General features: G+C 72.0%; 17 protein-coding genes and 3 pseudogenes. 11 read left to right on the top strand and 9 right to left on the bottom strand.

What is annotated here, in order from left to right; translation table 11 throughout:
- The first annotated feature begins 68 nt into the window (after window positions 1-68).
- The 5 genes from AQJ67_RS31960 (at window position 69) to AQJ67_RS31940 (ending at window position 4,682) form a co-directional block, all read left to right on the top strand.
- Complete coding sequence (locus AQJ67_RS31960) at window positions 69-1,046, top strand: NADPH:quinone oxidoreductase family protein (RefSeq protein ID WP_062722831.1); 978 nt, start codon at window positions 69-71, stop codon at window positions 1,044-1,046.
- Window positions 1,043-2,224 (top strand): acyl-CoA dehydrogenase family protein, encoded by a 1,182-nt coding sequence (locus tag AQJ67_RS31955; RefSeq protein WP_062722830.1) that lies wholly within the window; start codon window positions 1,043-1,045, stop codon window positions 2,222-2,224. Before AQJ67_RS31960 ends, AQJ67_RS31955 begins: the two co-directional genes overlap by 4 nt.
- Window positions 2,221-3,297, top strand: coding sequence for an acyl-CoA dehydrogenase family protein (locus tag AQJ67_RS31950; protein ID WP_062722829.1), 1,077 nt, complete (start codon window positions 2,221-2,223; stop codon window positions 3,295-3,297). The genes AQJ67_RS31955 and AQJ67_RS31950 overlap by 4 nt, the downstream gene beginning before the upstream one ends.
- A 185-nt stretch (window positions 3,298-3,482) precedes the next feature.
- On the top strand, window positions 3,483-4,346 hold the full coding sequence (locus tag AQJ67_RS31945) for a phosphatidylinositol-specific phospholipase C/glycerophosphodiester phosphodiesterase family protein (RefSeq protein WP_062722828.1): 864 nt from the start codon (window positions 3,483-3,485) through the stop codon (window positions 4,344-4,346).
- A gap of 141 nt (window positions 4,347-4,487) precedes the next feature.
- The gene (locus AQJ67_RS31940; protein ID WP_007502902.1) at window positions 4,488-4,682 is read left to right on the top strand and encodes a hypothetical protein; all 195 of its coding nucleotides are present in this window, start codon (window positions 4,488-4,490) and stop codon (window positions 4,680-4,682) included.
- A gap of 3 nt (window positions 4,683-4,685) precedes the next feature.
- Here the strand turns inward: AQJ67_RS31940 and AQJ67_RS31935 are convergent, their stop codons facing one another.
- Window positions 4,686-5,921, bottom strand: coding sequence for a phosphodiester glycosidase family protein (locus tag AQJ67_RS31935; protein WP_062722827.1), 1,236 nt, complete (start codon window positions 5,919-5,921; stop codon window positions 4,686-4,688).
- 78 nt (window positions 5,922-5,999) lie between these two features.
- A complete protein-coding gene (locus AQJ67_RS31930; protein WP_062722826.1) occupies window positions 6,000-6,359 on the bottom strand; it encodes a DUF779 domain-containing protein in 360 nt (119 codons plus the stop codon).
- A gap of 67 nt (window positions 6,360-6,426) precedes the next feature.
- On the opposite strand from AQJ67_RS31930, the pseudogene AQJ67_RS31925 reads away from it, so the two are divergent.
- Window positions 6,427-7,902: pseudogene (locus tag AQJ67_RS31925) on the top strand (ATP-binding protein); the annotation flags it as partial.
- A gap of 562 nt (window positions 7,903-8,464) precedes the next feature.
- Here AQJ67_RS31925 and AQJ67_RS31920 read toward each other — a convergent pair.
- The 6 genes from AQJ67_RS31920 to AQJ67_RS31895 all read right to left on the bottom strand — a co-directional run bounded on the left by AQJ67_RS31920 (window position 8,465) and on the right by AQJ67_RS31895 (window position 18,174).
- Window positions 8,465-13,684 (bottom strand): family 43 glycosylhydrolase, encoded by a 5,220-nt coding sequence (locus AQJ67_RS31920; RefSeq protein WP_062722825.1) that lies wholly within the window; start codon window positions 13,682-13,684, stop codon window positions 8,465-8,467.
- Between the two features lie 106 nt (window positions 13,685-13,790).
- A complete protein-coding gene (locus AQJ67_RS31915; RefSeq protein WP_062722824.1) occupies window positions 13,791-14,117 on the bottom strand; it encodes a hypothetical protein in 327 nt (108 codons plus the stop codon).
- Window positions 14,118-14,221: 104 nt separating this feature from the next.
- Window positions 14,222-14,854: a DedA family protein gene (locus AQJ67_RS31910; protein WP_062723017.1), complete on the bottom strand. Its 633-nt coding sequence runs from the start codon at window positions 14,852-14,854 to the stop codon at window positions 14,222-14,224.
- Between the two features lie 92 nt (window positions 14,855-14,946).
- Window positions 14,947-16,254, bottom strand: a complete 1,308-nt coding sequence (locus AQJ67_RS31905; protein ID WP_062722823.1) for a sugar ABC transporter permease — start codon at window positions 16,252-16,254, stop codon at window positions 14,947-14,949.
- A complete protein-coding gene (locus AQJ67_RS31900; RefSeq protein ID WP_062722822.1) occupies window positions 16,248-17,021 on the bottom strand; it encodes an ATP-binding cassette domain-containing protein in 774 nt (257 codons plus the stop codon). Before AQJ67_RS31900 ends, AQJ67_RS31905 begins: the two co-directional genes overlap by 7 nt.
- Before the next feature lie 64 nt (window positions 17,022-17,085).
- Window positions 17,086-18,174 carry a substrate-binding domain-containing protein gene (locus tag AQJ67_RS31895; RefSeq protein WP_062722821.1) on the bottom strand — a complete coding sequence of 363 codons (1,089 nt, stop codon included), beginning with the start codon at window positions 18,172-18,174 and terminating at the stop codon, window positions 17,086-17,088.
- A 460-nt stretch (window positions 18,175-18,634) separates the two neighbouring features.
- Between AQJ67_RS31895 and AQJ67_RS31890 the strand changes: the two genes are divergently transcribed.
- From AQJ67_RS31890 to AQJ67_RS31880, 4 genes are all read left to right on the top strand, one after another.
- Window positions 18,635-21,145: a SpoIIE family protein phosphatase gene (locus AQJ67_RS31890; protein ID WP_062722820.1), complete on the top strand. Its 2,511-nt coding sequence runs from the start codon at window positions 18,635-18,637 to the stop codon at window positions 21,143-21,145.
- A gap of 20 nt (window positions 21,146-21,165) precedes the next feature.
- The gene (locus AQJ67_RS31885; protein ID WP_062722819.1) at window positions 21,166-22,248 is read left to right on the top strand and encodes a sugar ABC transporter substrate-binding protein; all 1,083 of its coding nucleotides are present in this window, start codon (window positions 21,166-21,168) and stop codon (window positions 22,246-22,248) included.
- A gap of 72 nt (window positions 22,249-22,320) precedes the next feature.
- Window positions 22,321-22,497 (top strand): hypothetical protein, encoded by a 177-nt coding sequence (locus AQJ67_RS48395; RefSeq protein WP_167366240.1) that lies wholly within the window; start codon window positions 22,321-22,323, stop codon window positions 22,495-22,497.
- Window positions 22,498-22,533: 36 nt separating this feature from the next.
- Window positions 22,534-22,806: a hypothetical protein gene (locus AQJ67_RS31880; RefSeq protein WP_062722818.1), complete on the top strand. Its 273-nt coding sequence runs from the start codon at window positions 22,534-22,536 to the stop codon at window positions 22,804-22,806.
- Here the strand turns inward: AQJ67_RS31880 and AQJ67_RS31875 are convergent.
- Window positions 22,803-23,390 (bottom strand): annotated as a pseudogene (locus AQJ67_RS31875) (glycoside hydrolase family 43 protein); the annotation flags it as partial. The gene AQJ67_RS31880 and the pseudogene AQJ67_RS31875 overlap by 4 nt on opposite strands.
- 301 nt (window positions 23,391-23,691) lie before the next feature.
- Here AQJ67_RS31875 and AQJ67_RS31870 point away from each other — a divergent pair.
- Window positions 23,692-25,568 (top strand): annotated as a pseudogene (locus tag AQJ67_RS31870) (glycoside hydrolase family 127 protein).
- Window positions 25,569-25,575 lie beyond the last annotated feature (7 nt).

The raw sequence follows: 25,575 nt of genomic DNA, 5'->3' as shown, positions 1-25,575 counted from the left end.
CATGGCAAGCGACCGCTTAGTATGCGTAGGGACCCCGGTCAGACGAAGCAGTCGCGTGGAGGCACCGCATGCAGGCATGGCAAGTGCACGAGAACGGCGAGCCGAGCGAGGTGATGCGGCTCGACGACGTCGGGACGCCCACGCCCGGTGACGGCCAGGTCCTGCTGAAGGTGCGTGCCGCGAACATCAACTTCCCGGACGCGCTGCTGTGTCGGGGCCAGTACCAGGTCAGGCCGCCGCTGCCGTTCACGCCGGGCGTGGAGATCTGCGGCGAGACCGAGGACGGGCGCCGCGTCCTCGCCAACCCGGCGCTGCCGTACGGCGGCTTCGCCGAGTACGCCGTCGCGGACGCCGCCGCTCTCCTGCCCGCACCCGAGGCGCTGGACGACGCCGAGGCCGCCGCCCTGCACATCGGCTACCAGACCGGCTGGTTCGGCCTGCACCGCCGGGCCGGTCTGGAAGCCGGCGAGACCCTGCTCGTCCACGCTGCCGCTGGAGGGGTCGGCAGCGCGGCCGTGCAGCTCGGGAAGGCCGCCGGCGCCACCGTCATCGGTGTCGTCGGCGGCTCCGAGAAGGCGGCCGTCGCCCGGGAGCTGGGCTGTGACGTGGTGATCGACCGGCGTGGCGAGGACGTCATCGCCGCCGTGAAGGAGGCCACCGGCGGCCGGGGCGCCGACGTGATCTACGACCCCGTCGGCGGCGCGGCCTACGCCCAGTCCGCCAAGGTCGTCGCCTTCGAGGGCCGGATCGTCGTCGTCGGCTTCGCCAGCGGGTCGATCCCCAGCCCGGCGCTCAACCACGCCCTGGTGAAGAACTACTCGATCCTCGGCCTGCACTGGGGCCTGTACAACACCAAGAACCCGAAGCTGATCCAGCACTGCCACGAACAGCTCACCGAGCTGGCCGCGCGGGGCGCCATCAAGCCGCTGGTCAGCGAGCGCGTCCCGCTGAGCGGTGCCGCGGCCGCCGTGCAGCGCGTCGCCGACGGTGTCACCACCGGCCGCGTCGCCGTGATCCCGGGACTCACCGAAGGAGGAGCGGCATGACCGACGCCACCGAACTGCGCCGCCGTACAGCGGAGTTGCTGGCCGCGCACCCGCCGGCCACGACCGACCGGCTGGACTTCCTGCGCGCCCGCTTCGACGCCGGCCTGGCCTGGGTGCACTACCCGGAGGGCCTCGGCGGACTCGGCGCGCCCCGCTCTCTCCAGGTCGTCGTGGACGCCGAGCTGGAGGCCGCGGGAGCGCCCGACAACGACCCCCGGCGCATCGGCATCGGCCTCGGCATGGCCGCCCCGACGATCCTCCAGTACGGCACCGAGGAGCAGAAGCGGCGCTATCTGCGGCCGCTGTGGACCGGCGAGGAGGTCTGGTGCCAGCTCTTCAGCGAGCCGGGCGCCGGGTCCGACCTGGCCGCGCTGGGCACCCGGGCCGTGCGGGAGGGCGACGACTGGGTCGTCAACGGACAGAAGGTGTGGACCTCCAGCGCGCACGTGGCCCGCTGGGCCATCCTCATCGCCCGCACCGACCCGGACGTGCCCAAGCACGCGGGCATCACCTACTTCCTCTGCGACATGACCGACCCCGGCGTCGAGGTCCGGCCGCTGCGGCAGATCACCGGTGAGGCCGAGTTCAACGAGGTCTTCCTCACCGACGTCCGTATCCCGGACTCGCGTCGCCTCGGCGCGATCGGCGACGGCTGGCGGGTCGCGCAGACCACGCTGAACAACGAACGCGTCGCGATCGGCGGCATGCGACTGCCCCGCGAGGGCGGCATGATCGGCCCGATCTCGAAGACCTGGCGCGAACGGCCCGAACTGCGCACCCACGACCTGCACCAGCGGCTGCTGAAGCTGTGGGTCGAGGCCGAGGTCGCCCGCCTCACCGGCGAGCGGCTGCGCCAGCAGCTCGTCGCCGGCCAGCCCGGACCCGAGGGCGCCGGCATGAAGCTCGCGTTCGCCCGGCTCAACCAGGAGATCAGCGGCCTGGAGGTCGAACTGCGCGGTGAGGAGGGCCTGTTGTACGACGACTGGACCATGCGCCGCCCGGAGCTCGTCGACTTCACCGGCCGCGACGCCGGCTACCGCTATCTGCGCTCCAAGGGCAACAGCATCGAGGGCGGGACCAGCGAGGTCCTGCTGAACATCGTCGCCGAGCGCGTCCTGGGCCTGCCCGCGGAGCCGCGCACCGACAAGGACGTCGCCTGGAAGGACCTCGCACGATGACCGACCTGCTGTACTCGGAGGAGGAGGAAGCGCTGCGGGCCGCCGTACGCGACCTGCTCACCGACCACTGCGACGCGCCCGGCGTCATCGCCCGCACCGAGTCGGACACCCCGCACGACCTGGCCGCCTGGAAGGCCCTCGCCGACGGCATGGGCCTGGCCGGGCTGCTGATCCCGGAGGACAAGGGCGGCCAGGGCGCCACGCACCGCGAAGTCGCCGTCGTGCTGGAGGAGTTGGGGCGCGCGGTCGCTCCGGTGCCCTATCTGACCAGCGCCGTCGTGGCCACCGAGGCGCTGCTCGCCTGCGAGACCGACGCGGGCCTGCTCGCCGAGCTGGCGACCGGCCGGCGGATCGGCGCCCTCGCGGTCGCGCTGAGCGTCGGACCCGGCGGCGCCTACAAGGTCGTACGCCATGAGGGCGGCCGTCTGCACGGGGAGTTGACCGGCATCGCGGACGCGGCTGCCGCCGATGTGCTGCTCGTGCCCGCGGACGACGGCGGGCTGTACGCGGTGGACGCCGACGCGGTGACCGTCACCTCGCAGTCGTCCCTGGACCTGACCCGCCCCGTGGCCACGGTCACCCTGGACGGTGCGCCCGGACGGCTGCTCGGCGATGCCGAACCCGCCGTGCGACGCGCCCTGCGCGCCGGGGCCGGACTGCTCGCCTCCGAGCAACTCGGGCTCGCCGACTGGACGTTGACCGAGACGGTCCGCTATCTGAAGGACCGCAAGCAGTTCAACCGGCCCGTCGGCGGCTTCCAGGCCCTCAAGCACCGGCTCGCACAGCTGTGGCTGGAGGTCGTCAACCTGCGCGCGGCCGCGCGGGGCGCCGCCGACGCGCTGGCGAGCGGCGAGGACGCCGACGTGGCGGTGGCCGTCGCGCAGTCCTACGCGGCGTCCGTCGCCGTGCACGCCGCCGAGGAGGCCGTGCAGCTGCACGGCGGTATCGGGATGACCTGGGAGCACCCCGCCCATCTCTACCTGAAGCGCGCCAAGGCCGACTCCATCGCCTACGGCACGGCGGGCGCCCACCGCGCCGCGCTGGCCGAACTCGTCGACCTCCAGGCTCCCTGACGTACACCTGAGCGAAGCGCACGGAAAGCCCGCCCGACCTGCGGCGGGCTTTTCCGTGTGCGCGTATCCCGCGAAGTGAACACGCGACGGCAGTCCGGCCAACTCACCGCACAGCCCTGCTGTTCGGGCCCTTCGGAACCGCATACTCACAGCGGTTCCGTCCGGCCCCACCAGGGAGGCAGAGCATGGCCCTCACCACCCGTCGCAGAGCCCTCACCACCCTCGGCGCCGCCCTCGCGGGCACCGTCGCCCTGCCCGCCGGCCAAGCGCTCGCGGGCGAACGGCGGCACGGCCCACGCCCGTTGTGGCGGGCACACGCCCACAACGACTACGAGCACCCGCGCCCCCTCCTCGACGCCCTCGACCACCGCTTCGGCAGCCTCGAAGCCGACATCTACCTCGTCGGCGGCCAACTCCTCGTGGCGCACGACCCCGAGGACCTCGCCCCCACCCGCACGCTGGAGTCCCTCTACCTCGACCCGCTGGCCGCCCGCGTCAGGGCCAACCACGGGTCCGTCTACCGGGGGCACCGGGGGCCGCTCCAGCTGCTCGTCGACATCAAGACCGAGGGCGCCTCGACGTACCTCGAACTCGACAGGCATCTGAGGCGCTACAAGCACCTGTTCACGACGTACGCCCACGGCCGGGTGTTCCCGGGCGCCGTCACCGCCGTGATCTCCGGCGACCGCGCGGCCCGTACGCCGATGGAGGCCCAGAGCGTCCGCCGGGCCTTCTACGACGGCCGCCTCGCCGACCTCGGCAGCTCCGCGCCCGCCTCCTTCGTCCCGCTGATCAGCGACAACTGGACGCTCAACTTCACCTGGCTCGGCGTGGGCGCCTTCCCGGACGCCGAGCGGCGCAAGCTGCGCGGCATCGTCCGGGCGGCGCACTCCCGAGGGCAGAAGGTGCGCTTCTGGGCCACCCCGGACGTCGCCGGACCCGCCCGCGACGCCCTCTGGGCCGAACTGCTGGCCGCCGACATCGACTTCCTCAACACCGACGACCTCGCCGGCCTGGAGGCCTTCCTCGACGCCCGTCGCACGGCCTAGGCCGGACACGACCTGGCACCGAACGGCAGGACACCACACGTTCGGAGTACGGCTCAGCCGCCCGGACGAACCCTCCGCTACGCCACACTTGCGGCCGAACGCCGTGAACCGGGCGAGGCGGCGTGGCGGAGGAGGTTGACGATGGCTATTTCCATCTCTGTGGTGCTGCTGCTGTTCATCCTTGCGGTGATCTTCGTACGCAACGGCGGACTGAAGATCACCCATGCGCTGGTGTGCCTGCTGCTCGGCTTCTACCTGGCCAGCACCAGCATGGCGCCCACCATCAGCAGCGGTCTGACGGCCACGGCGGACATCGTCAGCAGCCTCAGACCGTGAGGCTCAGCCGGTGGAGAAGACCCCGATGCCGTTCGGGACGGGGCGTTCCACGCCGTCGGACGGATGGTTCCGCACGGAGACCGCCGACGTACCCGGTGACCGGGCGACCAGCGTCGACGAACCGCCGCCGTCCAGGCTGAAGGCGTCCACCGAACCCAGCTCCCGCATGACGGACGCCACTTCCGCGACGGTCAGACCCGTGCGGTACTCGGGCGCGCCGTCCAGCGCGAGCAGCAGCAACCGCCGGCCGCGATCCGCGATGCCCACCGCCGTCCGTACGGCCGAGGCCCTGTCGTCCAGACCGGGCAACGGCTGTCCGTCGTCGAGAACCGGATAGCCGCCCAGCGCGAAGCGGAACGGGACGCGCGACTTCGCCGCCACCAGCCGGTGCCGTACCGTCACCCGCTCGCCCGTGGAGAACTTCCGCAACCGCTGCGCGCCCGCCTCCCGGCCCACGAGGACGGTCGTGCCCTCGGCGATCGGGCCACTGCCCGGAGTGTCGGCGGCCGACACGACCCGGCCGTCGCGGACCGTCACCTCGTAGGTGTCGGTGCTGCACGGGGCCGCCCGGTCGGTGTCGGTGCCACAGGTGGCGCGGACCCGGGAGACCTCGCCCCACCTGGTGGTGAACGCCCCGATGGAGCCCACCGGCAGGGCGTACTGGTTGAGCCCGCGCAGCGGCAGCGAGCCCTCCGGTGTGCGGATCGAGCCGGCGAGGCTCAGGGCGTCCATCCGGGCCCGCCGGTCGATGCCCACGCCGACCACGTCCTCGGTGCTCGTGCCGGGCGGCAGCGCCGGCCCGAACCGCTGGCCGTCCGGCACCGCCGCCTTCAGTGCCCGGCCGCGCGCGACGGCAGGTCCCACGCTCGCGCCGGTCGCCTGGACACCCGGGTGCTGGGTCTCGCTGATGTTGAAGAAGTCGCCGTTCACGCCCGCGACGGCACCCTGGGCGGTGGCCTGCCGCGAGACGGTGGCCCGTGCCGCCACCGCACCCGGATGCAGCAGGTCGAGGCGTACGCGCGGATCGCGCAGGTCCACGGTGAGGACATGGGCGTGCGTCGTGCCCTTGGCCGCCGGGATGTCGAACTCGTCGTAGGTGACACCGGGCGCGATCGGGGTGCCCTGGGCGGCGCCGGCCGGTGCCGCCCCCGTCAGGGCCGCACCGGCCAGCGCACCGAGTGCCGTGAGCAGTGTGAGGGCCGCTCTGGCGGCTCCGAACCGTTTCTGACGACGCGTCACGATTCCTCCCCCTGATGTCTCGTCAAATGTCCCAGGACTCAGGGGAAGTGCACCAGACGGCGATGACCTGCGGGGTTGCTAGGCGCCGACGACGCGAGAACGGGTGAGGAAACGTACCCCCTCGGGTGCCTCCAGCGAGAATCCGCTGCCTCGGCCCTCGACGACGTCGACGATCAGCCGGGTGTGGCTCCACGCCTCGTACTGACCGCGCGACATCCAGAACGCCACCGGCTCCGCCACCCCCTCGACCTGGAGCTCCGCCAGCAGCACGTCCGAGCCGCCGGTGCGGAACTCGCCCTCCGGGTAGCACATCGGCGCGCTGCCGTCGCAGCAGCCGCCGGACTGGTGGAACATCAGCGGGCCGTGCGTCGCGCGCAGACGGCGCAGCAGGTCGGCGGCAGCTGGGGTGAGTTCGACGCGCGGAGTCTCCTCATACATGGCGGCAAGGGCAGCACGGGCAACGTTGCGAGAGGGTTGCACCCGATCCTCTGACTACGCTGCTCGGGTGACCATCGGGCTGACGCTGTTGACGTCCGTCTCCCACCGGGGCAAGGAGATCACCGCGCCCCGTCTGCGCGGGCTGCTCGCGCTGCTCGCCGGGGAGCCGCGAGCCGGCTGCGGCACGGGGCGCCTGGTGGACGGGCTGTGGCCGGACGAGCAGCCCGAGAACCCGACCAAGGCCTTGCAGATCCTGGTCTCACGGGCCCGATCGCTACTGGGTGCCGAGGCCATCGCGAACACGCCCACCGGCTACCGCATCGCCCTGCGCGAGGACCAGGTCGACGCCTGGGCCGTCCAGCTGCACGCCGACGCCGGCGCGGACAAGGACCGGGCAGGCGACCACCACGGCGCCGTCGCCGAGGCCGAAGCGGGCCTCGCGCTGTGGGACGGCGGCCCCGCGGAGGGCGTCGTCCTCGGCGACCCCCTGGTGGACCTGCGTCTCGAACTGGGCGCCGCACACCTGGCCCTGACGCGGCTGCGGGCGCTGTCCCTGGCCCGCGCGGGACGCCGGGAGGAGGCGGCGGGGCCGCTCGGCGAGCTGGTGGCCGCGCACCCCCTCGACGAGGAGCTGCTCCTGGAGCTGATGCGCTGCCGGACCGGCACCGCGGGAGCGGCCGCCGCGCTGGCGACGTACGACACCTACCGGCGCCGGCTGCGCGACGAACTCGGCACCGACCCCGGCCCGGCCCTGCAGGAGCTGCACCAGGAGCTGTTGCGCGGGCAGGCGCCCGTGGTGCGGCGCGGGGTGCCGCACGAGCCGAACCCGCTGCTCGGGCGGGAGGCCGACGTCGCCGCCGTCACCCGGCTGATCCACAGCTCACGGGTCACGTCGGTCGTCGGACCGGGCGGCCTCGGCAAGACACGCCTCGCCAGTGCCGTCGCCCGCGAGGCCGAGCACCGGGTCGTGCACCTGGTGCCGCTCGCCGGTGTCCGGGTGGACGCCGACGTCGCCGGCGAGGTCGCCTCCGCGCTCGGCGTCGGGGAGAGCCTGCGCGCCCCCGCCGCGGGCTTCGGGCCGCCCGCCGACGTGCTCGCCGGCATCGTCGGCGCCCTCGGCCCCGGACCGGCGCTGCTCGTCCTGGACAACTGCGAGCAGGTCGTCTCCGGCGTCGCCGACCTCGTCCGCGCCCTGGTGTCGATGACCAGGAACATCAGCGTCCTCACCACCAGCCGCGCCCCGCTCGGACTGACCTCCGAGACCGTCCACCCGCTGCCCGAACTGGACCCGGCCACGACCGTCGAGCTGTTCGAACAGCGCGCCCGCGCCGCCCGCCCCGACGCCGAACCGCCCGCCGACGCCGTGGCCGACCTGTGCCGCCGCCTCGACGGACTGCCGCTCGCCACCGAGCTGGCCGCCGCCCGCGTCCGGGTGATGTCGGTCGCCGAGATCGCCCGCCGTCTGGAGGACCGGTTCGCCCTGCTGCGCGGCGGTCCCCGGGACGCGCCGCAGCGCCACCGCACGCTGCACGCCGTCGTCGACTCGCCGAGCAGATCGACCTGTTCGCGTTCGGAACGGTCGGCGAGGGCGAGTTCCCGTGCGGACTTCTCCACGAAGGGGCGCAGCGCGGACACCCGGCGGGCGGTGAAGGCGCGGGTGAGCGGGCCGCGTCGCCGGGTGTGCTCGTCGCCGTCGAACAGCGCCAGGTGCCCCGATGGGTACTGCGCGTACTCCGCCGGGAAGTCCTCCATGCCCTGGGTCAGCAACTCGGCCTGCGGGTCCGGCATGTCGGAGCCACCGGGGACGGCGCCACGGTCCCGGATCAGCCGCGGCTCGGTCAGCGCGGCCCGGACGTCGCCGAAGCGGGTCAGCAGCCGCACGGGGGTGTCCAGGCCCGGCAGGACCGCGTGGCCGACGTCGGTGCGGGCACGCAGGTCGGCGTAACCGCGGACGGGGTCCTCGACGAGCTCGGGGGTGAGGTGCGGGGCGCCGGTCATGGTGGCGGCCTTTCCGCTGGTGGGAGACGCCTCAGAGCCTGCGGGGAGCCGACTTCCGCTCGGTTTCACCGCGGTTTCAACGGCGCTGAGGCGCCCCCCACCGGTGGTCAGCCCGCACGGCCCCCGGGGTCGCCGCCGATCTTGACGATGCCCGACGTCCTCGCGCCGGTGAGGTTGTCGTGGACGACGTCACCGGTGGACTTCTTCCAGATCCTGATACGGAAGGTGTCCGGGGCGTCCGTCGCGGTGATCCGGAAGCCGTAGCCGCCGCTGCCGTTGACGGTGCCGGAGCCCTGGTAGACCGCCCGGGAGCCGGTGATCACCAGCCAGTCGGAGCCGGTGGAGCGGAACTTCAGCCTGGCCGGCCCGAAGTCGAAGGTCGCCTTGCCCGTCGGGACGGTGGCTCCCTTGCCGTACGCGACGGCGAAGGAGAAGGCCGCCTTGCCGGTCAGAGCGGGCTCGGCCGGGTAGGCGCCGGCCGGGGAGGTGATCACGCCGGTGCCGAGTGCGGGGCCCGCGCCGCGGTCGTAGACGATCAGCTCGGGGAGCGTGGTGCTGTCCGAGGCGCCGTCGTCGTCGGTGACCGTGATCACCGGACGGTGGATGCCGGGCCTGGTGTAGGTGTGCTCGGCTCGGCACACGGTGCCGGTGACCGTGCCGGTGGTCGGGTCGGTGCCGTCCTTCCAGTCGACCGCGCAGGTGTGGGTGTCCCGGGCCCCCGCGTCGCCGAACCCGGCGGTGACCGTGGCGCGTTGGCGGACCGACACGGTCGACTTCGGGCCGGTGGCCGAGGTGATCGCCGGTGCCGCGTTGGCGACGTCGACGGTGGCCGTGTCGCTGCCGCGGCCCCCGGCCAGGGTGACGTCGTACGTGCCGTTGTCGGTGCAGGTGACCATGGTCCGGGCGGCCTCGGGATCGGCGACCGCGCAGGGCGCGCCGGCCTCGACCGTCCACTTCGGGCTGCCCGCACCGGAGACCGTGCCGTTCAGCGGGATCGCGTCGCCTTCCTTCCCGGTGCCGTCCGCACCGGCGTGCACGACGGTCACCGGGTCGATGCCGGTGAGCGTGGGCACGACCTTCCTGATCAGGCCGTCGGCGTCGAACTCCAGCTTGTCGACGGTCGTTTCACGGTGGGTGCCGTCGCCGCCGGGGATGGCGAACCGGTGGTAGGCGACGTACCAGTCGTCGGTGTTCGGCACATGGACGACGGAGTGGTGGCCGGGCCCCTTGATACCGAGGGAGAGGTCCTTCTCCAGGATCACGCCGTGCTTGGTCCACGGGCCGGTGGGGGAGGGGCCGGTGGCGTAGGCGACGCGGTAGTTCTCGTCCCGGGTGTCGTTCTCCGACCACATGAAGTAGTAGGTGCCCTTGCGCTTGATGACGAAGGTGCCCTCGTTGTAGCCGCTCGGGGTGATGTCCTCGACCTTCGACGTGTCGATCGAGGTCATGTCGGCGTTCAGGGGCGCCACGTACGCGTGCCCGTTGCCCCAGTAGAGGTACGACTGCCCGTCGTCGTCCGTGAACACGGCCGGGTCGATCATCTGGCCGCTCAACTGGCCCGCCTTGAGCAGCGGCTTGCCCAGCGCGTCCTTGAACGGCCCCGTCGGCGAGTCGGACACCGCGACGCCGATGTTGGCGTCGGCACAGAAGTAGAAGTAGTACTTCCCGTCCTTCTCGGCGATCGTCGGCGCCCACGCCCTGCTGTCCGCCCAGGAGACGTCCGGACCCAGGTCGAGGATGACACCGTGGTCCTTCCAGTGGACCAGGTCGGTGGACGAGTACGCCTTGAACTGCGTACCGCTCCAGCCCTCGAAGCCGTCGGTGGTCGGGTACAGGTAGAAGGTGTCGCCGAACCGCACGATGTTCGGGTCGGCGTTGAGCCCCGGCAGCACCGGGCTCCTCATGACGAGTGCCGAGACCGTCCAGCCGCGCTTCTGGCCGTCGGAACCGGTCACCTCGTACGTCACCGGCTTGCTGAAGTCCTGCACGCTGCCGGAAGCCGGGCTGATCGCCGCGCCGTGGGCGAGGGTGAACTCCGGGGCGAGGGCCGTGAGATCGGTGCCCTCCTTCATCGGCAGCGTGATCGTGCCGTCGGCGTTGTCGATCAGCGCGTCGACCTTCAGGGCGGGGTGCGTGGCCTTGGCGATGCCCGCGGTGTTCCCGCTGAGCTCCATGACCTCGGCGGCCGTCAGGGCCCGGTCGTAGACGCGGAAGTCGTCGACCTCGCCGCCGAAGTAGGGGTCGGCCGCGTACAGGGACCGGCCGATGTAGCCGGAGTGGTCCTTGTTCGCGTCGTACAGCTCGGACGGCTTGATGGTCGTCGTCGTGCGCGCCGCCTCGATGCCGTCCACGTAGAGGACCATCGTGCCGGTCGTGCCGTCGAGGGTGACGGTGACGTGCCGCCACTCGCCGGGCGTGAGCTGCCGGCCTGCCGTCAGTTTCGACTCCGCCGACCAACTCGCCTTGGTGATCGCCGAGTAGAGGCTGGAGCCGCCGTTGGAGGGGGTCGCGAACAGGTACTTGTCGCTGTCCGGACCGAGCCCGAACAGCCACTGGAAGTTGCCGCCGCCCTTCCACTTGGCGTAGGTCGAGACGGTGACGCTGTCGGCGTTCCGCAGCACGCCGTTCGGGATCTTCACATACGGCGAGTCGGAGGCGCCGGACATCTTGAACGAGCCGCCGTCGATGCCCGTGCCGAAGTCGGGAGTACGGACGTAGGTGCCGTGGTAGCCGTGCCCGGAGGCGTCCCGGGCGATGTTGCCGCCCGTCTCGTCGAAGTCGTACCGCAGGAGCAGGTCGGCCGGGACGTCCGGTCCTTCCGCCGAGACGGTCACCTCGGCCCGGACCGGCAGCGCCGTGCCGTCGGGCAGGCTGCCGGTCACGGTGAAGGTGCCGGCCTGGGCGTACTTCGACGCCGGGACGTCCTCCCAGGTCACGGAGACGGGACGCTTGACGCCGTCGGCGTACTCGGCGATCACGGTGGCCGGGAGGACCGGCGCCTCACCGGTCCGCGTCTTCACCGTCACGTCCTCGACGCCCGTCACCAACTGGTCCGGCTGGTAGGCGCGCAGCAGCCGGTCGTACTCGGCCTGCGTCACCGGGAGCACCGTGCCGTGGCGGGGCTTGGCCGGGAGGTCGTAGCCGGTGGACGGGGTCCAGGTGCCGGAGGCGAGGTCCGTCGTCTCGAACGGGATGTAGCCGCGCCCGCCGAACTCGTCCAGGAACGCGTACCACTTGTCCTCGGTGTTCGACTTGAACACCAGCGGCCCCTCGGCGGCGTTCATCGCGCCCTTGCCGATGCCCTCGGCGACGGCGTCCCAGGACAGGTCGAGGAGGGAGTCGCACTTCTCCTCGAAGATGAACTTGCTGTTGGGCGTCGAGGAGGTGTTGTTCCGCTCGTCTTTGGAGAGGCGGAAGTACGTTCCGTCGTGCTGGATCACCGTGGAGTCGATGACGGAGTAGCCGCGGTCGATCCAGACCTTGGGCTCGCTGAAGGTGTAGAAGTCGCGGGTGGTCGCGTACATCATGCGGTTGTACGTGTCGCCGGAGTGCGCCTCGTTGTCGTACAGCTTCGACGCCCAGAAGACCACGTACTCGCCGAGCTTGGCGTCGTAGAACGCCTCCGGCGCCCAGGTGTTGCCCGCGCTGTCCGGGGAGACCTTGACGAGGCGCTGGTTCGTCCAGTGGACGAGGTCGGTGGACTCCCAGACCATGATGGACTTGCTGCCGGTGCGCTGGGAGGCGTCCCAGTCGCCGTTGCCGTAGATCCTCAGGTCGGTGGCGATCTGGTAGAACTTGTCGCCCTCCGGGGAGCGGATGATGAACGGGTCGCGCAGGCCCTTCTCGCCGAGCGTGGAGGTCAGGACGGGCTTGCCGTCGTTCAGCTCACGCCACTTCAGCGGGTCGTCGCCCTTGCTGAGCGCGGCGTACAGCTGCTCGCCGTCGGCCGTGCCCTCGCCGGTGAAGTAGCTGAACATGTAGCCCTTGAGGGCCTCCTGCTTCGGCAGTTCCGGGACCTTCGCGGTGAAGGCGCGGGTCGCCTTCGCCTCGCCCTTGGTGACGGTGGCGGTCAGCTCGACCGTGGTGGTGCCGTCGCCGTGCGCGGGGCGGTGGGCGACGCCGTCGGCGGAGACGACGTCCGGCCGCGCGGAGGACCAGGTGACGGCCGTGCCGTAGGCGCCGGTCGTCGGGAGGGTCAGGTTGCCGCGTACGTCGTCGAGGTTGTGGACGGTGAGGGCCTCGGCGGCCTGTTCGGCGGCCGTCCGGTCGTCGAAGTCGGGCAGCACCGTGACCTCGAAGGTCCTGGTGCCGGTGACGGTGCCCTTCTTCAGGGTGGCCGTGAGCGTGGCGTGGCCGTCGGGCTGTCCGGCGGCCGGGCGGGTCACCTTGCCGGTGTCCGACACCACGGACGGCGCGTCGCTGGCCCAGCTGATCGAGGAGCCGCCCGCCGTGCCGGTCCTCGGCAGGTCGAGGTCGGCCGTGACGGCACTGGTGTCCCCGAGGCTCAGCGCCGCCTTGTCGTCGGTGACGCCCTCGGTGGCGACGGGGAGGGCGAGCTGCTCGACCTCGGACGCCGCGAGCGCGCGGTCGTAGACCCGGAAGTCACGGATGCGGCCCTTGAACAGCTTGTCGCCCGAGTAGACGGACTTGCCTATGTAGTTGGCGGTGGTGGTGCCGGAGCCGATCGAGCCCGGGGTGATGCCGACGGAGGTGTTGCGGCCGACCTCGACACCGTCCTCGTACAGCACGCCCGTGGTGCCGGTCTGCGTGTAGGTGAGGTGCTTCCAGACCGCGCGGGTGAGGTTGTGGGAGTCGGCGGGCTTGGTGGTCTGCTCGGTCGACCAGTTGCCGCTCGCGACGGACGTCCGCAGGGAGTTGCCGGTGGTGAAGAGGTAGCCGTTGCCGTTGCCGCCGCTGGAGTTGCCGAAGCCGTACAGGAAATACGGCGTGCTCTGCGCGGAGTCGATCCGCACGTCCAGCGAGACGGTGATCGCGTCCATGCCCTTCATGACGTCGTCCGGCACCTTGAGGTAGGTGTCCGAACCGTTGAAGGCGAGCCCCTCGCCGGTGCCCGACCAGTCCGCGGTGCCGTTCACCGTGGCGTCCCGGCCGTGGCCGGAGGCGTCGGGCACCGTGCCGCCGGAGGCGGCGTCGAGCTTGTACCAGAGGGCGAGACCATCGGTGACCTCCGCCGCTTGGGCCGTGTCGGCGGCCTGTGCGGGAAGGGCGGGGGCGGCGAGCCCCAGCAACAGCGACACGGCGGTCAGCCCGGCGAGTCGGCCCGCCCGGCGTCTCACGCGGTCACGGGCACGTGCGATGTACGGCATGTGGTTTTCCCTGCTGAGGCATGGCGGGGCCTCGGCCATGGGCACCCTGCCGTTTCGGCTGTGTGACGTCGTGTTGCGAGAGTGTCAGCCGGGGTGTGGCACAGCGTCAAGAGTTTTCGAACGATGTCCGATGAGTCGAACGAGTGAGGGGCGGGCGCGTGGGGCCGGTGACCTCCAGAAGGGCCACATCCGCCGACTCGGCGAGGAGCGGGACGCGTGCGGGGGCGGACCACTGGGCCGGCAGCCCGGCGTTGAAGCGTACGGTGACGGCTCCGGCGCCGGCCGCGGACACGGCGTGCCCCGCGGTGAAAACCCAGCGGTCGCCCACCAGATACCCGGACGCGCGGCTGCCGGGTCCCGCGTCGCCCCGGGCGACGATGATCTCGGCGACCCGGCCGGGTTCGAGCCCCGGTGTCCGGGCTGGTGTGGCCACGGTGTCAGCGCTCCCGTGCGGGCAACCGCACGACGGGGCGGGCGAGTTCGAGCACCCCGCATGCATACCCGGGCCGCCGCCGGACCAGTCGCGGGGAGCGGGCGTCAGCGGTCGCGCCTGGAGCGGCGTGCCTCGGTCAGTACGGGAATCAGGGGCAGCAGGGAGAGCACGACGACGGCGGCGACCATCGGCAGCAGGAAGTCGTCGGCGTCGGGGACGGTGGTGCCGAGGGCGTATCCGGCCATGACCAGGCTCGTCGACCAGAGCAGGCCGCCGACGATCTGCCAGACGGTGAACGTCCGGGTGGGCACGCCGAGGGCGCCGGCCGCCGGGTGCAGGACGGTCCGCACCATCGGGATGAAACGGCCGATCACCAGGGCCTTTCCGTAGCCGTACCGGGCCAGCAGCTTCTCCGCCCGGGCCGCCGCCTCCCGGACGCGGCGTCTGGAGGTGCGGGCCAGCAGGGCCCGCCCGCCGTGCCGTCCGAGCAGGAAGCCGACCTGGGCCCCGAGCACGGCACCGACCGCCGCGCACAGCAGCACCTGCCACAGCATCAGCCGGGGCGCCTGGTCGGCGCTCGCCGCGCACAGCACGCCCGCCGGGAAGAGCAGGGTGTCGCCGGGCAGGAAGAAGCCGAAAACGAGCAGACCCGACTCCGCGAAGATCACCACGAGGACCCCGAGGGCACCGAAGGTCGCCAGCACCGAGTCGCTGTCCATCGGGTTCACGGCGATCACCGCCCTCACCTCCTGACCGTCCTCGTCGGCCACCCTTTCCTCAAGCATCGCGTGCGCGCCGCCTCTCTGACGGGTGGCGGGCGCGGCCGCGGTCAGGCCCGGCCGTGTGCCTCCTGGGAGCGGCGGGACAGCGCGTCGATGACCACGGCGGCGAAGAGCACCCCGCCCGTGATCATGAACTGGACCGCGGCGGGGGTGTCCGTGATCGCCATGCCGGAGGCGATCGACTGGATGACGAGCATGCCGAGCACCGCCGACCAGGTGGAGCCGCGCCCGCCGAACAGGCTGGTGCCGCCGATGACGGCCGCCGCGATGGCGTTGAGGAGCAGCACGCCCGAGCCCGAACTCTGGCTCACCGAGGTGATCCGCGAGGCCAGGAACAGCCCGCCGACGGCCGCCATCGTGCCGGACACCGCGAGTACCGCGGTCTGCACCCGCGTCACACGGAGGCTGGCGCGGCGGGCCGCCTCGATCCCGCCGCCGAGGGCGTAGACCTGCCGTCCGTAGTGCGTGCGGCGCAGGATGACGTCGAGTCCGGCGACCACCACCAGGAAGATCAGCAGGGCGAGCGGCAGTCCCTGGAAGCGGTTGAGGAGATACGCGGTGACGAACGCGATCACCGCGAGCCCTCCGGTGCGCACCACGATGATCTGGAGCGAGCGGTGCGGCATGCCGGCGGCCGTGCGACGCCGCCGGTCCTGGTAGGACACCAGGAAGACCAGTCCCACGGAGAGTGCCGCCAGGCCGTAGGCGACGGCGTCGTTGGTGAAGTAGTAGCTGGTCAGGTCGGCGACGAGTCCGGACTCGTCGAGGTTGATCGTGCCGCTGGTGCCCAGGATGTAGAGCATGAGCCCGTTCCAGGTCAGCAGCCCCGCGAGCGTGACGACGAACGCCGGCACCCGGGTTCTGGCGAAGGAATAGCCCTGCACGGTCCCGGCCGCGGTGCCGGCCAGCACCGCGACGATGAGGGCGAGCCACTCAGGCACGCCGTTGTTCACGTTCAGTACGGCGAAGACGGCCGCCGCGAGTCCGCTGATCGAACCGACCGACAGATCGAGCTCGCCGAGCAGCAGCACGAAGACGATGCCGACCGCGATCAGACCGGTACCCACGATGTCCACGCTGAGGTTGGACAGGTTCCGGGGCGAGAGAAAGTTCGAGTTGAGGGACTGGAAGGTGATCCAGACGACGGCGAGGACGAGGACGACAGGCAGGGAGCCCAGCTCGCCGGCCCGCAGCTTGCGCCGGGAGAAGGCGACCCAGCCCTCCAGGGCACGGGCGCAGCTCTCCATGGCTCGGGCCACGGCCGGTCCGCGATCCGCCGGCCGGGCCGCCTCGGGGGCGGGTACGGCGGCGTCGGCCTGCGGGTCGTCCGCCCGGTCGCGTGTCCCTTTCACCATCCCGCCTCCTGGTGGGCCGGCCTGCGGGGCGTGTTCTCCGTCGCCCCGGTGATGGAGGAGATGATCTGTTCCTGGGAGGCGGTGTTCACGTCGAAGAAGCCGTTGTTGCGCCCGAGCCGCAGCACGGCGGCCCGGTCCGCGAGCGCCTTGACGTCGCCCATGTTGTGGCTGATGAGCAGCACGCCCAGGCCGCGGTCGCGCAGCTGGTCGACGAGGTCCATCACCTCGGTGGTCTGCTGGAGGCCCAGTGCCGCGGTCGGCTCGTCCAGGAGGAGCAGCCGGGGGTCGCCGAGGAGTGAGCGGGCGATGGCGACCGTCTGTCGCTGACCGCTGGACAGCGACACGACCGGGGCGCGCAGCTCCGGGACGCCCCTGGTCAGCTGCTGCAGCAACCGGAGGGTGCGGCGCTCCATCTCCATCTCGTCGAGGAACCCGAACCTGCGGATCTCCCGCCCGAGGAACAGGTTGCCGACGACGTCGAGGTTCCCGCACAGCGCGAGGTCCTGGAAGACGGTGGCGATACCGAGATCGCGGGCGTCGTTGGGGCGCCGGATGTGGACCGTACGGCCCTCCCACTCGATGACGCCCTTGTCCGCGGGAGTGACCCCGGAGATCACCTTGATCAGCGTGGACTTGCCGGCCCCGTTGTCGCCGAGCAGGGCGACGACCTGGCCGGCGTGGATCTCCAGCTCGATGTCCACGAGGACCTCTACGGCGCCGTAACGCTTGCACACGCCGTGCAGGGCCAGCAGTGGGGGAGCGGACACGGAGACGATCTCCTTCCCGTGGATCCGGGCACCGGTCCGACGTCCGGACGGGGCGCACCGGATGTCAGGTCAGCCCGGCCGCGGCGCACGCGGCCGCGAGTTCGGGGGTGCAGATCTGCCGGATCGTGTACACCCCGTCCTTGACCAGGGTGTCCTTGATGTTGCCGACGGTCACGGAGACCGGGGTGAGCATGACGGCCGGGACCCGCCCTCCACCGCGCGTCGTCACCTCGTCCTTGCCCACCCGGTCGAGGTTCTCCCCGCGGGCCGCGGCCACGGCCATGGCGGCGCCGGCCGCCGCCTCGGGTTCGAAGGGCTTGTAGACGGTCATGTACTGCTGCCCGTCGACGATGCGCTGCACGGCGCGCAGCTCGGCGTCCTGCCCCGTGACCGGCGGCATCGGGTCCACCTTGTTCGCCCGGAGGGCGGAGATGCTGCCGGCGGCGAGGCCGTCATTGGCGGCGTAGACCCCTTGGATGTTGTCGACGCCGAGGGCGGAGATGGCGGCCGACATGTTCAGGTGGGCCGCTTCGGTCCGCCACTGGAGGGTGTCGTACTCCTTGCCGATCCTCACCTTCCCCGTGAGCACGGACAGCGCGCCCTTCTTGAAGAGCACCGCGTTGGGGTCGATGGGGTCGCCGTTCATCATGACGATCTGGGCGCCCGGCACCTCGTCGCCCATGGCCTTCAGCAGTGCCCTGCCCTGGAGCCGGCCCACCTCCTCGCCGTCGAAGGAGACATGACCGGAGATCGGGCCCTCGGCGAGGCGGTCGTAGGCGATCACCGGGACGTCGGCCTCCACCGCCTTGCGGACCGAGGCAGCGAGCGACCTGCCGTCCACCGCCACGAGCAGGATCGCGTCGACGCCCTTGGTGATCATCGAGTTCATCTGCTCCTGCTGCATGGCCACATCGCCCTTGGCGTTGGCCTGCTCGATCGTGCAGTCACGGCACCGTTCCTTGATCTCCTTGTCGAGCAGCGGCTTGTCCCGGGTCTCCCAGCGTGCCGTGGTGGCGTCCGGCAGCAGCACCCCGATCACCGGCGCGTCCCCCTCGGCGGAGTCGCTCCCGCCGCCCGCCCCGCAGGCCCCGAGGGCCACGGCCGTGGAGACCGCGGTCAGGGCGAGAACCGCGCTCCGGATGCGGGCCTTCATGTGAGAGACCTCCCTTGTCCTTCGCCCGGCGTGGCGAGGAGGCGCTCATGGTGTCGAGGACGCGTGTGCGGGGCCACCCCGGGCACAAGGGCCGGGTTCTTGGACGTGGCAGGACGACCACGTGGTCAGTCTGACACCGGCCGCGGTGATCTGCGAACGCAGCGAAGGCCCCGCCAGGGGAGCGCGGAACCGGCGCGGAACCGGCGCGGAACCGGCGCGGAACCGGCGAGGAACCCGGTGGGAACCAGCGCGGAGCGGGCTTGGGGAGCAGCGCGGAGCCGGCTGGGAAGCAGCGCGGAGCCGGCTGGGGAGCAGCGCGGAACCGCCGAGGAAGCCGCAGCCTGATATGTCTGGCTCATCCATATATGCGATTCTGGTGTGGGGAAGCGACCGGGGCGGCGGGAGGTGGTGCCCCGATCCCCTTCGGCACCTCCGGCACGGACGGGAGGTAGGCGCGGACATGCCGCACGACGGCCGTGCCCGGACCGGAGTTTCGGCGCCGGGGGCATGGGAGGTCGGCACCGCGGGCACCGGTTCACCGCCTACGGAGCCGGGTGCCGCCACGAGCGACCGCGCCCTGACCTTCGCCGGAGCAGCGCTGGCCGGCGTCTACGCGCCCACCGCCGGGGACGAGGAGCTCCAACTGGTCGAGACGGTCGGCGCCACCTCCGAGTACCGGCTGCCGGACCGGCTGTCCGTGTCGGGCGGCTCGGCCGCGACCCACGCCTTCCGCACCGACCGCCCGCTGTGGCTGAACGCCGCCGCCCTCGCCTCCTACCCCGTGGGCGCACCCACGCCCCCACGCGCCAGGTCGGCCTCGCTCGGCGCGCTGCCCCTGGAGCGGGAGGGCAACCGGCTCGGCTGCCTCGTCGTCGTGGGCGCCTCCGCCGACGGCTTCGACGCCGGACAGCAGCGCTTCCTGGAGCGGTACGCCGACGCCGTCGCCGGCCTGCTGCTGGCCGAGTCCGGCCGGCCCGCGCAGCCGTACCTGCTGGGCCGCGCCCTGCGCGGGCTGCGCGTCGGCACCTTCGTCCTGGTCCCGGACACCGGCCTGATCGAGGCCGACGGCACGCTGCTCGAACTGGTCGGCACCACGCCCGACGACTTCGACGGCAAGGCCGACACCCTGCTCGCGCACGCCCTCCCGGAGGACATGCCCGCGCTGATGTCGGTCCTGGAACCGTCCGCCCAGGCGCCCGGCCGACGGGAGCTGGAGTTCCGGGTCCGCTGCCCCACCTTGGAGATGCGCTGGCTGAGCCTGATCTGCCGGGTCCTGGGGCCCACCGACGAGCAGCCCGAGCAGGTGCTGGGCGTGGTGACGGCCACCTCGGTCAAGAGCCGCAGCGCCGACGACGTCTCCCGGATCCAGTGGCTCACCGCCGTACTCGACGACGCCGCGACCGTCCGGGACGTCGGCCATGTCGCGGTCGCCGCGCTGCGCGAGCCGCTGGGCGCCGACCGGGTGGCGCTCGCCGACGTCCGGGACGACCGGCTCGTGGTCACCCTGCTCGACCCGCCCCAGCCCGACGCCTGGCCCGAGCTGTGGCGCGCCCAGTGGCGTTCCGAGTGGCCCGACGCACCGGTCAGCGCCCTGCCCACCCTCCAACTGGCCCTGCGGGACGGCCGGATGGACCTCTGGCCCGCGGGCACCGCCCTCGAACCGGGACTCGCCGGCATCGGCGCCGGCGGCCTGGCCGTCCTGCCCCTCCCCGCCAAGGGCCGGGTCGCCGGGGTGTGCCTGGTCGGCTGGGACCAGCCGCACGAGTTCATCCCCGAGGAGCGGTCCCTGCTCACCGCCACCGCGGCCCTGATCGGCCAAGCCCTCAAACGGGCGCACGCCTACGACGCCGAGCAGGAACTCGCGACGATGCTCCAGCGCAGCCTGCTGCCCAGGCGCCTGCCCGAACTCCCCGGCGGCACCGCCGTCGCCCGCTACCTGCCCGCCCGACGCGGGCTTCAGGTGGGCGGCGACTGGTACGACGTCATCGCCCTGTCCGAGGACCGGGTCGCGCTGGTCATCGGCGATGTGCAGGGACACAGCGCCGGAGCCGCGACGATCATGGGCCAGATGCGTACGGCGGTCAGGGCGTACGCGGTCGAGGGCCACCCGCCCGACGTGGTCGTCTCCCATGCCAACCGCCTCCTCGTCGGCATGGAGACCGACCTCTTCGCCACCTGCTGCTATGTCGAGCTCGACATGGAGGAGGGCAACACCCTGGTCGTCCGCGCCGGACACCTCGCCCCGCTGCTGCGCCATCCCGACGGCCGTACCGAGGAGGTGGAGGTCGAGGGCGGACCCCCGCTCGGGGTCCTCGCCGAGGCGGAGTTCCCCATGACCGCGCTCGCCCTGACCCCCGGCACCGTGCTCGCCCTGGTCACCGACGGCCTGGTCGAGGCCGCCGACCTGCCCCTGGACGTGGGCATGGAACGCACCCGCACCGCGCTCGCCGCCGCCGACCCCGAGGATCCGGCCCGGATGGCCGACGCGCTGCTCGGCGACATCGGCCGGCGCGAGGACGACGTCGCGCTGCTGCTGCTGCGCTACGACGGCATGAAGACCCGGCCGATCCGGGCCGGCTGGGTGGTGTGGCGGCTGCCCGACGCCGTCATGCACGCCCGGCGCTTCACCGCGCGCACCCTGCGCAGGTGGAGGGTCGAGGACACGGCCGACGCGGTGCTGCTCGTCGTGTCCGAACTGGTCACCAACGCCCTGGTGCACACCCAGGGGTCCGTACGCCTCGACCTGATGCTCCGCGGGGACCGGGTCCGGGTCTGCGTGAGCGACTCCTCGCCACGCGCCCCCGCCAAGCCGGTGATCGTGGACTGGGAGTCGACGGGCGGCCGAGGGCTGCTGCTGGTCGAGGCGGTGTCCGACTCCTGCGGCTCGGTGCCGGTCGCGGGCGGAAAGCAGGTGTGGAGCGAGGTCACCGTGCCCAGGGACGAGCCCGCTTCCACCGACTCGAAGCTCTGAACGGAACGAGGCGAGCTGTCATGAGGACCCGTACGCTGCACGTGATCGCGGCGCTCGTCGCGGGCCTCATGACGGTTTCCCTGACGGCCTGCGGCGAGGACGACGGAGCGGGCACGGAGAGCTTCACGGTCGGCCTGCTCCTCCCGAACCGGGTCACTCCGCGCTGGGAGCACTCCGACAAGCCCCTGATCGAACAGCGGCTCAAGGAGCTGTGCCCCGACTGCACGATGGTGTACGCCAACGCCGAGAACGACGCGGCGCGGCAGCGGCAGCAGGTGATCTCGATGATCACCAACGGCGCGAAGGTCCTCATCCTCGACCCCGCCGACAGCAGGGCGGTGCGCTCCTCGATCCAGGAGGCACGGCAGTCCGGCGTCCCGGTCATCGCCTACGACCGCCTCGCCGAGGGCCCGATCTCGGGTTTCGTCACTTTCGACGGCGCACAGGTCGGCCGGCTCCAGGGCGAGGCGCTGCTGAAGGCCATGGCGGAGCGAGGGAAGGGCAGAACCGTCGTGATGATGAACGGCGATCCGAGCAGCGCCAACGCGGCGTGGTTCCGCAAGGGCACGATGTCCGTCATCTCGGGCAAGGCGAAGATCGCCCGGTCGTACGAGACGGCGGGCTGGAGCCCGGAGAACGCGCACGCCAACATGACCGCCGCGATCTCCGCCCTCGGCGCTGACCACATCGACGGCGTGGTGGCGGCCAACGACGCCATCGCCGCCGGTGTCATCTCCGCGTTCAAGAAGGCCGGCGTCAAGGACCTCCCGCCGATCACCGGCCAGGACGCCGACCTGGAGGCCGTGCGGCGCATCGTCAAGGGCGAGCAGTCCATGACGGTCTACAAACCGTTCGAGAAGGAGGCCGCGGCAGCCGCCGCCATGGCCGTCGCCGTGGGGCGAGGCGAGGGAGCCCACGACGTCGCCACGACGACGACCGACAGCCCGACCACCAAGGACATCCCGTCCATCCTGCTCACCCCGAACCTGGTGACGGCCGGCAACCTGAGGCAGACCCTCGTCAACGCCGGCCGCTACACCGTCGACCAGATCTGCACTTCGCAGCTCCGCGCTGCCTGCGCCGAGATCGGCCTCACCGGGTGAGAGGCGGGGACGACTGGTCGGCGCCACGCCCCGGGAGCAGCATGGAAGAGGAGCGACCCAGGGAGGTCAGCCATGAAGACCGGAGCCTCGGACTACGACCGCTGGCTGTACTCGCACACCCCCTCCCAGGCCGAGGGCGAACGCGACGAACCCGCGGAGCGCACGGCCATGGAACAGCACCCGGACGTCCCCAGGACCGAGCCCTCCCAGGCCGAGGGGGAACGGGGGGACGACCTCAGCACCCCGTGATACTTTGAACGTGTTCAGAAACAGGGGGTACTGGTAATGCGTGATCCGATCGTCGCGGCCCAGCACGACTCGCCGGCCGTCGCCCTGGGGCCCACCGCCCTCGTCTTCGGCGTCATCGCCGCTCTGACGTCCTTCGTCTTCTCCCCGTTCGCGCTGATCGCCGGCGGTCTGGCCGTCACCCTCGGCGCGGCGGGCATGCACTACGCCCGCCAGGGCGTCGGCCGGATGTGGACCGCCACGCTCGGCACGCTGCTCGGAACCGTCGGAGTCCTCGGCATCGCCACCCTCCTCGGGGCCTGGTCCGCCTAGTCCGCCTGTTCACCCGACGGCGACGTCAGCGGTACGCCCAGGGCCACCGGGGTGCCGAAGTTCGGAGTGCCGTCGGCGTTCCAGGTGAACTTCTGCGCCCTGGTACTGCGGTTCATGTCGCAGCCGCCGCTCGCGGAGCTGTTCGCGTGGTAGACGATCCAGTCCTCCGTCCCGTCGGGCGACTTGAAGAAGCCGTTGTGGCCGGGGCCGTACACCCCGTTCGCGTTGGGCGTGGAGCAGTGGCTGGCGGAGACCGGGTTCGGGGACTTGACCCAGGACGCGGAGTCCAGCGGGTCACCGCCGTTGTAGGTGAGCATCCCCAGCTTGTAGTCGGGCGTGGAGCAGTGGCTGGCGGAGTAGACGATGAACGTCTTCCCGCCCCGCTGGAGCACTTCGGCGCCCTCGTTGACCGCGCCGCCCACCGTCTCCCAGCTGTACGTCGGGGTGGACAGCACGCGCCGGGTGCCGCTCGCCGTCCAGGGGTTCGACAGCGGCCGTATGAACATCGGCTGCGAGCCGTTGTAGAAGGAGCCCAACAGATAGAGCCTGCCGTTGAGTTGGAGAATGCCCGGGTCCAGTTCCGGCGCGCTGCGCCGGGTGCTGCTGCCGGCGGTGAAACCGGGGCTGATCACCGTCGGGCTGTTCGCGTTCCTCGCCGCGTGGAACGACTTCATCGCGCCCCTGATCCTCATCTCGGACAGCGAGAAGGCGCCCCTGCCGCTGGCCGTCGCCAACCTGCGCCAGCAGAGCATGGGCGCCGTCGACTACGGGGGCCACCGAGGCGGGCGTGGTGGTGCTCGCCGTGCCCTGTCTGCTCGTGTTCCTGCTGCTGCAACGGCACTACGTGCGGGGGCTTCATGTCGGGTGCCTTGAAGGGATGACGCGTTGAAGGAGAACACAGATCTTGTCGTACCGGTGGCCCCGAGCCGCGGTCGCCTACGGCCTCTCGGCCTCGAAGAGGTCCGGATCACCGGAGGATTCTGGGCCCGGCGCCGGGAGGCCAACGTCACAGCCACCCTCGACCACTGCCGCCACTGGATGGAGCGCGTCGGCTGGATCGGCAACTTCTCCGCGCCCATGGCGCAGCGGCGGGGATGGAAGTTCGCCGACTCCGACGTCTACAAGCTGCTCGAAGCCACGGCCTGGACGGGCACCGGGTCCGACACGATCCCCGAGGTGATCGGCTCCGCCCAGGAACCCGATGGCTATCTCAACACCGCGTTCGGCCGCCCCGGCCAGCAACCCCGCTACAGCGACCTCGAATGGGGCCACGAGCTGTACTGCTACGGCCACCTTATCCAGGCGGGCGTGGCCCAGATCCGGACGCGCGGCGACGGCCCGCTGGCGAAGATCGCCCTACGTGCTGCCGACCACGTGTGCGCCACGTTCGGGCGCGGCGGCATCGAAGGCGTCTGCGGCCACCCCGAGATCGAGACCGCCCTCGTCGAACTGGCCAGGGTGACCGGCGAACAGCGCTACCTCGACCAGGCCGCCCTGTTCGTCGACCGCCGCGGCCACGGCACGCTCGCCGACAACGAGTTCGGCCGCGCCTACTACCAGGACGACATGCCCGTACGGGAGGCCACCGTCCTGCGCGGCCACGCCGTGCGTGCCCTCTACCTCGCGGCCGGAGCGGTCGACGTGGCCGTGGAGACCGGCGACGACGAGCTGCTCGCGGCGGTCGTACGGCAGTGGGAGGCGACGGTCGCGAGGCGGACGTATCTCACCGGCGGCGTGGGCTCGCACCACCGCGACGAGTCCTTCGGCGACGACTTCGTACTGCCCCCGGACCGCGCCTACTCGGAGACCGCGCCGGTGTCGCCTCCGTGATGCTCAGCTGGCGACTGCTCCTCGCCACGGGCGAGCCCCGCTTCGCCGACCTCGCGGAACGCACCCTGTTCAACGTCGTCGCCGCCTCCCCCGCCGAGGACGGCCGGGCCTTCTTCTACGCCAACACCCTGCACCGCCGCCGCCGAGGCACCGTCCCGCCGGCGGACAGCGACAGCCCGCGCGCCGAGTCGAGCCTGCGCGCACCCTGGTTCGCGGTGTCCTGCTGCCCGACGAACGTGGCGCGCACCCTGGCCGTGCTGCCGGCGTACCTCGCCACGGCGTCCGACGACGGCATCCAACTGCACCAGTACGCCGACGCGGAGATCACCACCGGCGGCATCGCCCTGCGCGTCCGCACCGACTACCCGTCCGGCGGGACCGTGTCCGTGCGCATCGCCCGGTCCCCGGACCGGCCCTGGACCCTGTCGCTGCGCGTCCCGGCGTGGACCGAGGGCGGCACCGCCTCGCTGGTCGACGCGGACGGGACCCGCCGGACCGTCACCCCGGGCACGGCCACGGTCACCCGCGCCTTCCGGCCCGGCGACGAGATCCGGCTCGAACTGCCCGTCACCCCACGCTGGATCGCACCGGACCCCCGCATCGACGCGGTACGCGGCACGGTCGCGGTCCAGCGCGGTCCGCTGGTGTACTGCGCCGAGTCCGTGGACCTTCCCGACGGACGGGAGGCCGACGCCGTACGGGTGGACGCGCACGCCGAGCCGGCGGACGGGCCGGACGGAACCGTGGTGGCACCGGGTGAACTGGCCGGACCGGGAGAACAGCGTGATGTCCGGGCATGGCCGTACCGATCGCCGGGCCAGGCCGGGCCGTCCCCCGCCGAGCCGCACGGGGTCGTGCTGGTGCCGTACCACTCCTGGGCGAACCGGGGCCCTTCGACGATGCGCGTGTGGCTGCCGACGACAGGGCACTGACCAGCTT

It is taken from the genome of Streptomyces caeruleatus (genome assembly GCF_001514235.1).
GTDB lineage: Bacteria > Actinomycetota > Actinomycetes > Streptomycetales > Streptomycetaceae > Streptomyces > Streptomyces caeruleatus.
Note: the sequence above shows the minus strand (reverse complement) of the source record. Positions and strands in the feature narration are given on the sequence as shown.

Bases quoted from the DNA above. Each gene is read 5' to 3' on its own strand.
- AQJ67_RS31960 (WP_062722831.1), top strand. From the start codon at position 69: ATGCAGGCATGGCAAGTGCACGAGAACGGCGAGCCGAGCGAGGTGATG.
- AQJ67_RS31955 (WP_062722830.1), top strand. From the start codon at position 1,043: ATGACCGACGCCACCGAACTGCGCCGCCGTACAGCGGAGTTGCTGGCC.
- AQJ67_RS31950 (WP_062722829.1), top strand. From the start codon at position 2,221: ATGACCGACCTGCTGTACTCGGAGGAGGAGGAAGCGCTGCGGGCCGCC.
- AQJ67_RS31945 (WP_062722828.1), top strand. From the start codon at position 3,483: ATGGCCCTCACCACCCGTCGCAGAGCCCTCACCACCCTCGGCGCCGCC.
- AQJ67_RS31940 (WP_007502902.1), top strand. From the start codon at position 4,488: ATGGCTATTTCCATCTCTGTGGTGCTGCTGCTGTTCATCCTTGCGGTG.
- AQJ67_RS31930 (WP_062722826.1), bottom strand. From the start codon at position 6,359: ATGTATGAGGAGACTCCGCGCGTCGAACTCACCCCAGCTGCCGCCGAC.
- AQJ67_RS31920 (WP_062722825.1), bottom strand. From the start codon at position 13,684: ATGCCGTACATCGCACGTGCCCGTGACCGCGTGAGACGCCGGGCGGGC.
- AQJ67_RS31905 (WP_062722823.1), bottom strand. From the start codon at position 16,254: ATGGTGAAAGGGACACGCGACCGGGCGGACGACCCGCAGGCCGACGCC.
- AQJ67_RS31895 (WP_062722821.1), bottom strand. From the start codon at position 18,174: ATGAAGGCCCGCATCCGGAGCGCGGTTCTCGCCCTGACCGCGGTCTCC.
- AQJ67_RS31890 (WP_062722820.1), top strand. From the start codon at position 18,635: ATGCCGCACGACGGCCGTGCCCGGACCGGAGTTTCGGCGCCGGGGGCA.
- AQJ67_RS31885 (WP_062722819.1), top strand. From the start codon at position 21,166: ATGAGGACCCGTACGCTGCACGTGATCGCGGCGCTCGTCGCGGGCCTC.
- AQJ67_RS48395 (WP_167366240.1), top strand. From the start codon at position 22,321: ATGAAGACCGGAGCCTCGGACTACGACCGCTGGCTGTACTCGCACACC.
- AQJ67_RS31880 (WP_062722818.1), top strand. From the start codon at position 22,534: ATGCGTGATCCGATCGTCGCGGCCCAGCACGACTCGCCGGCCGTCGCC.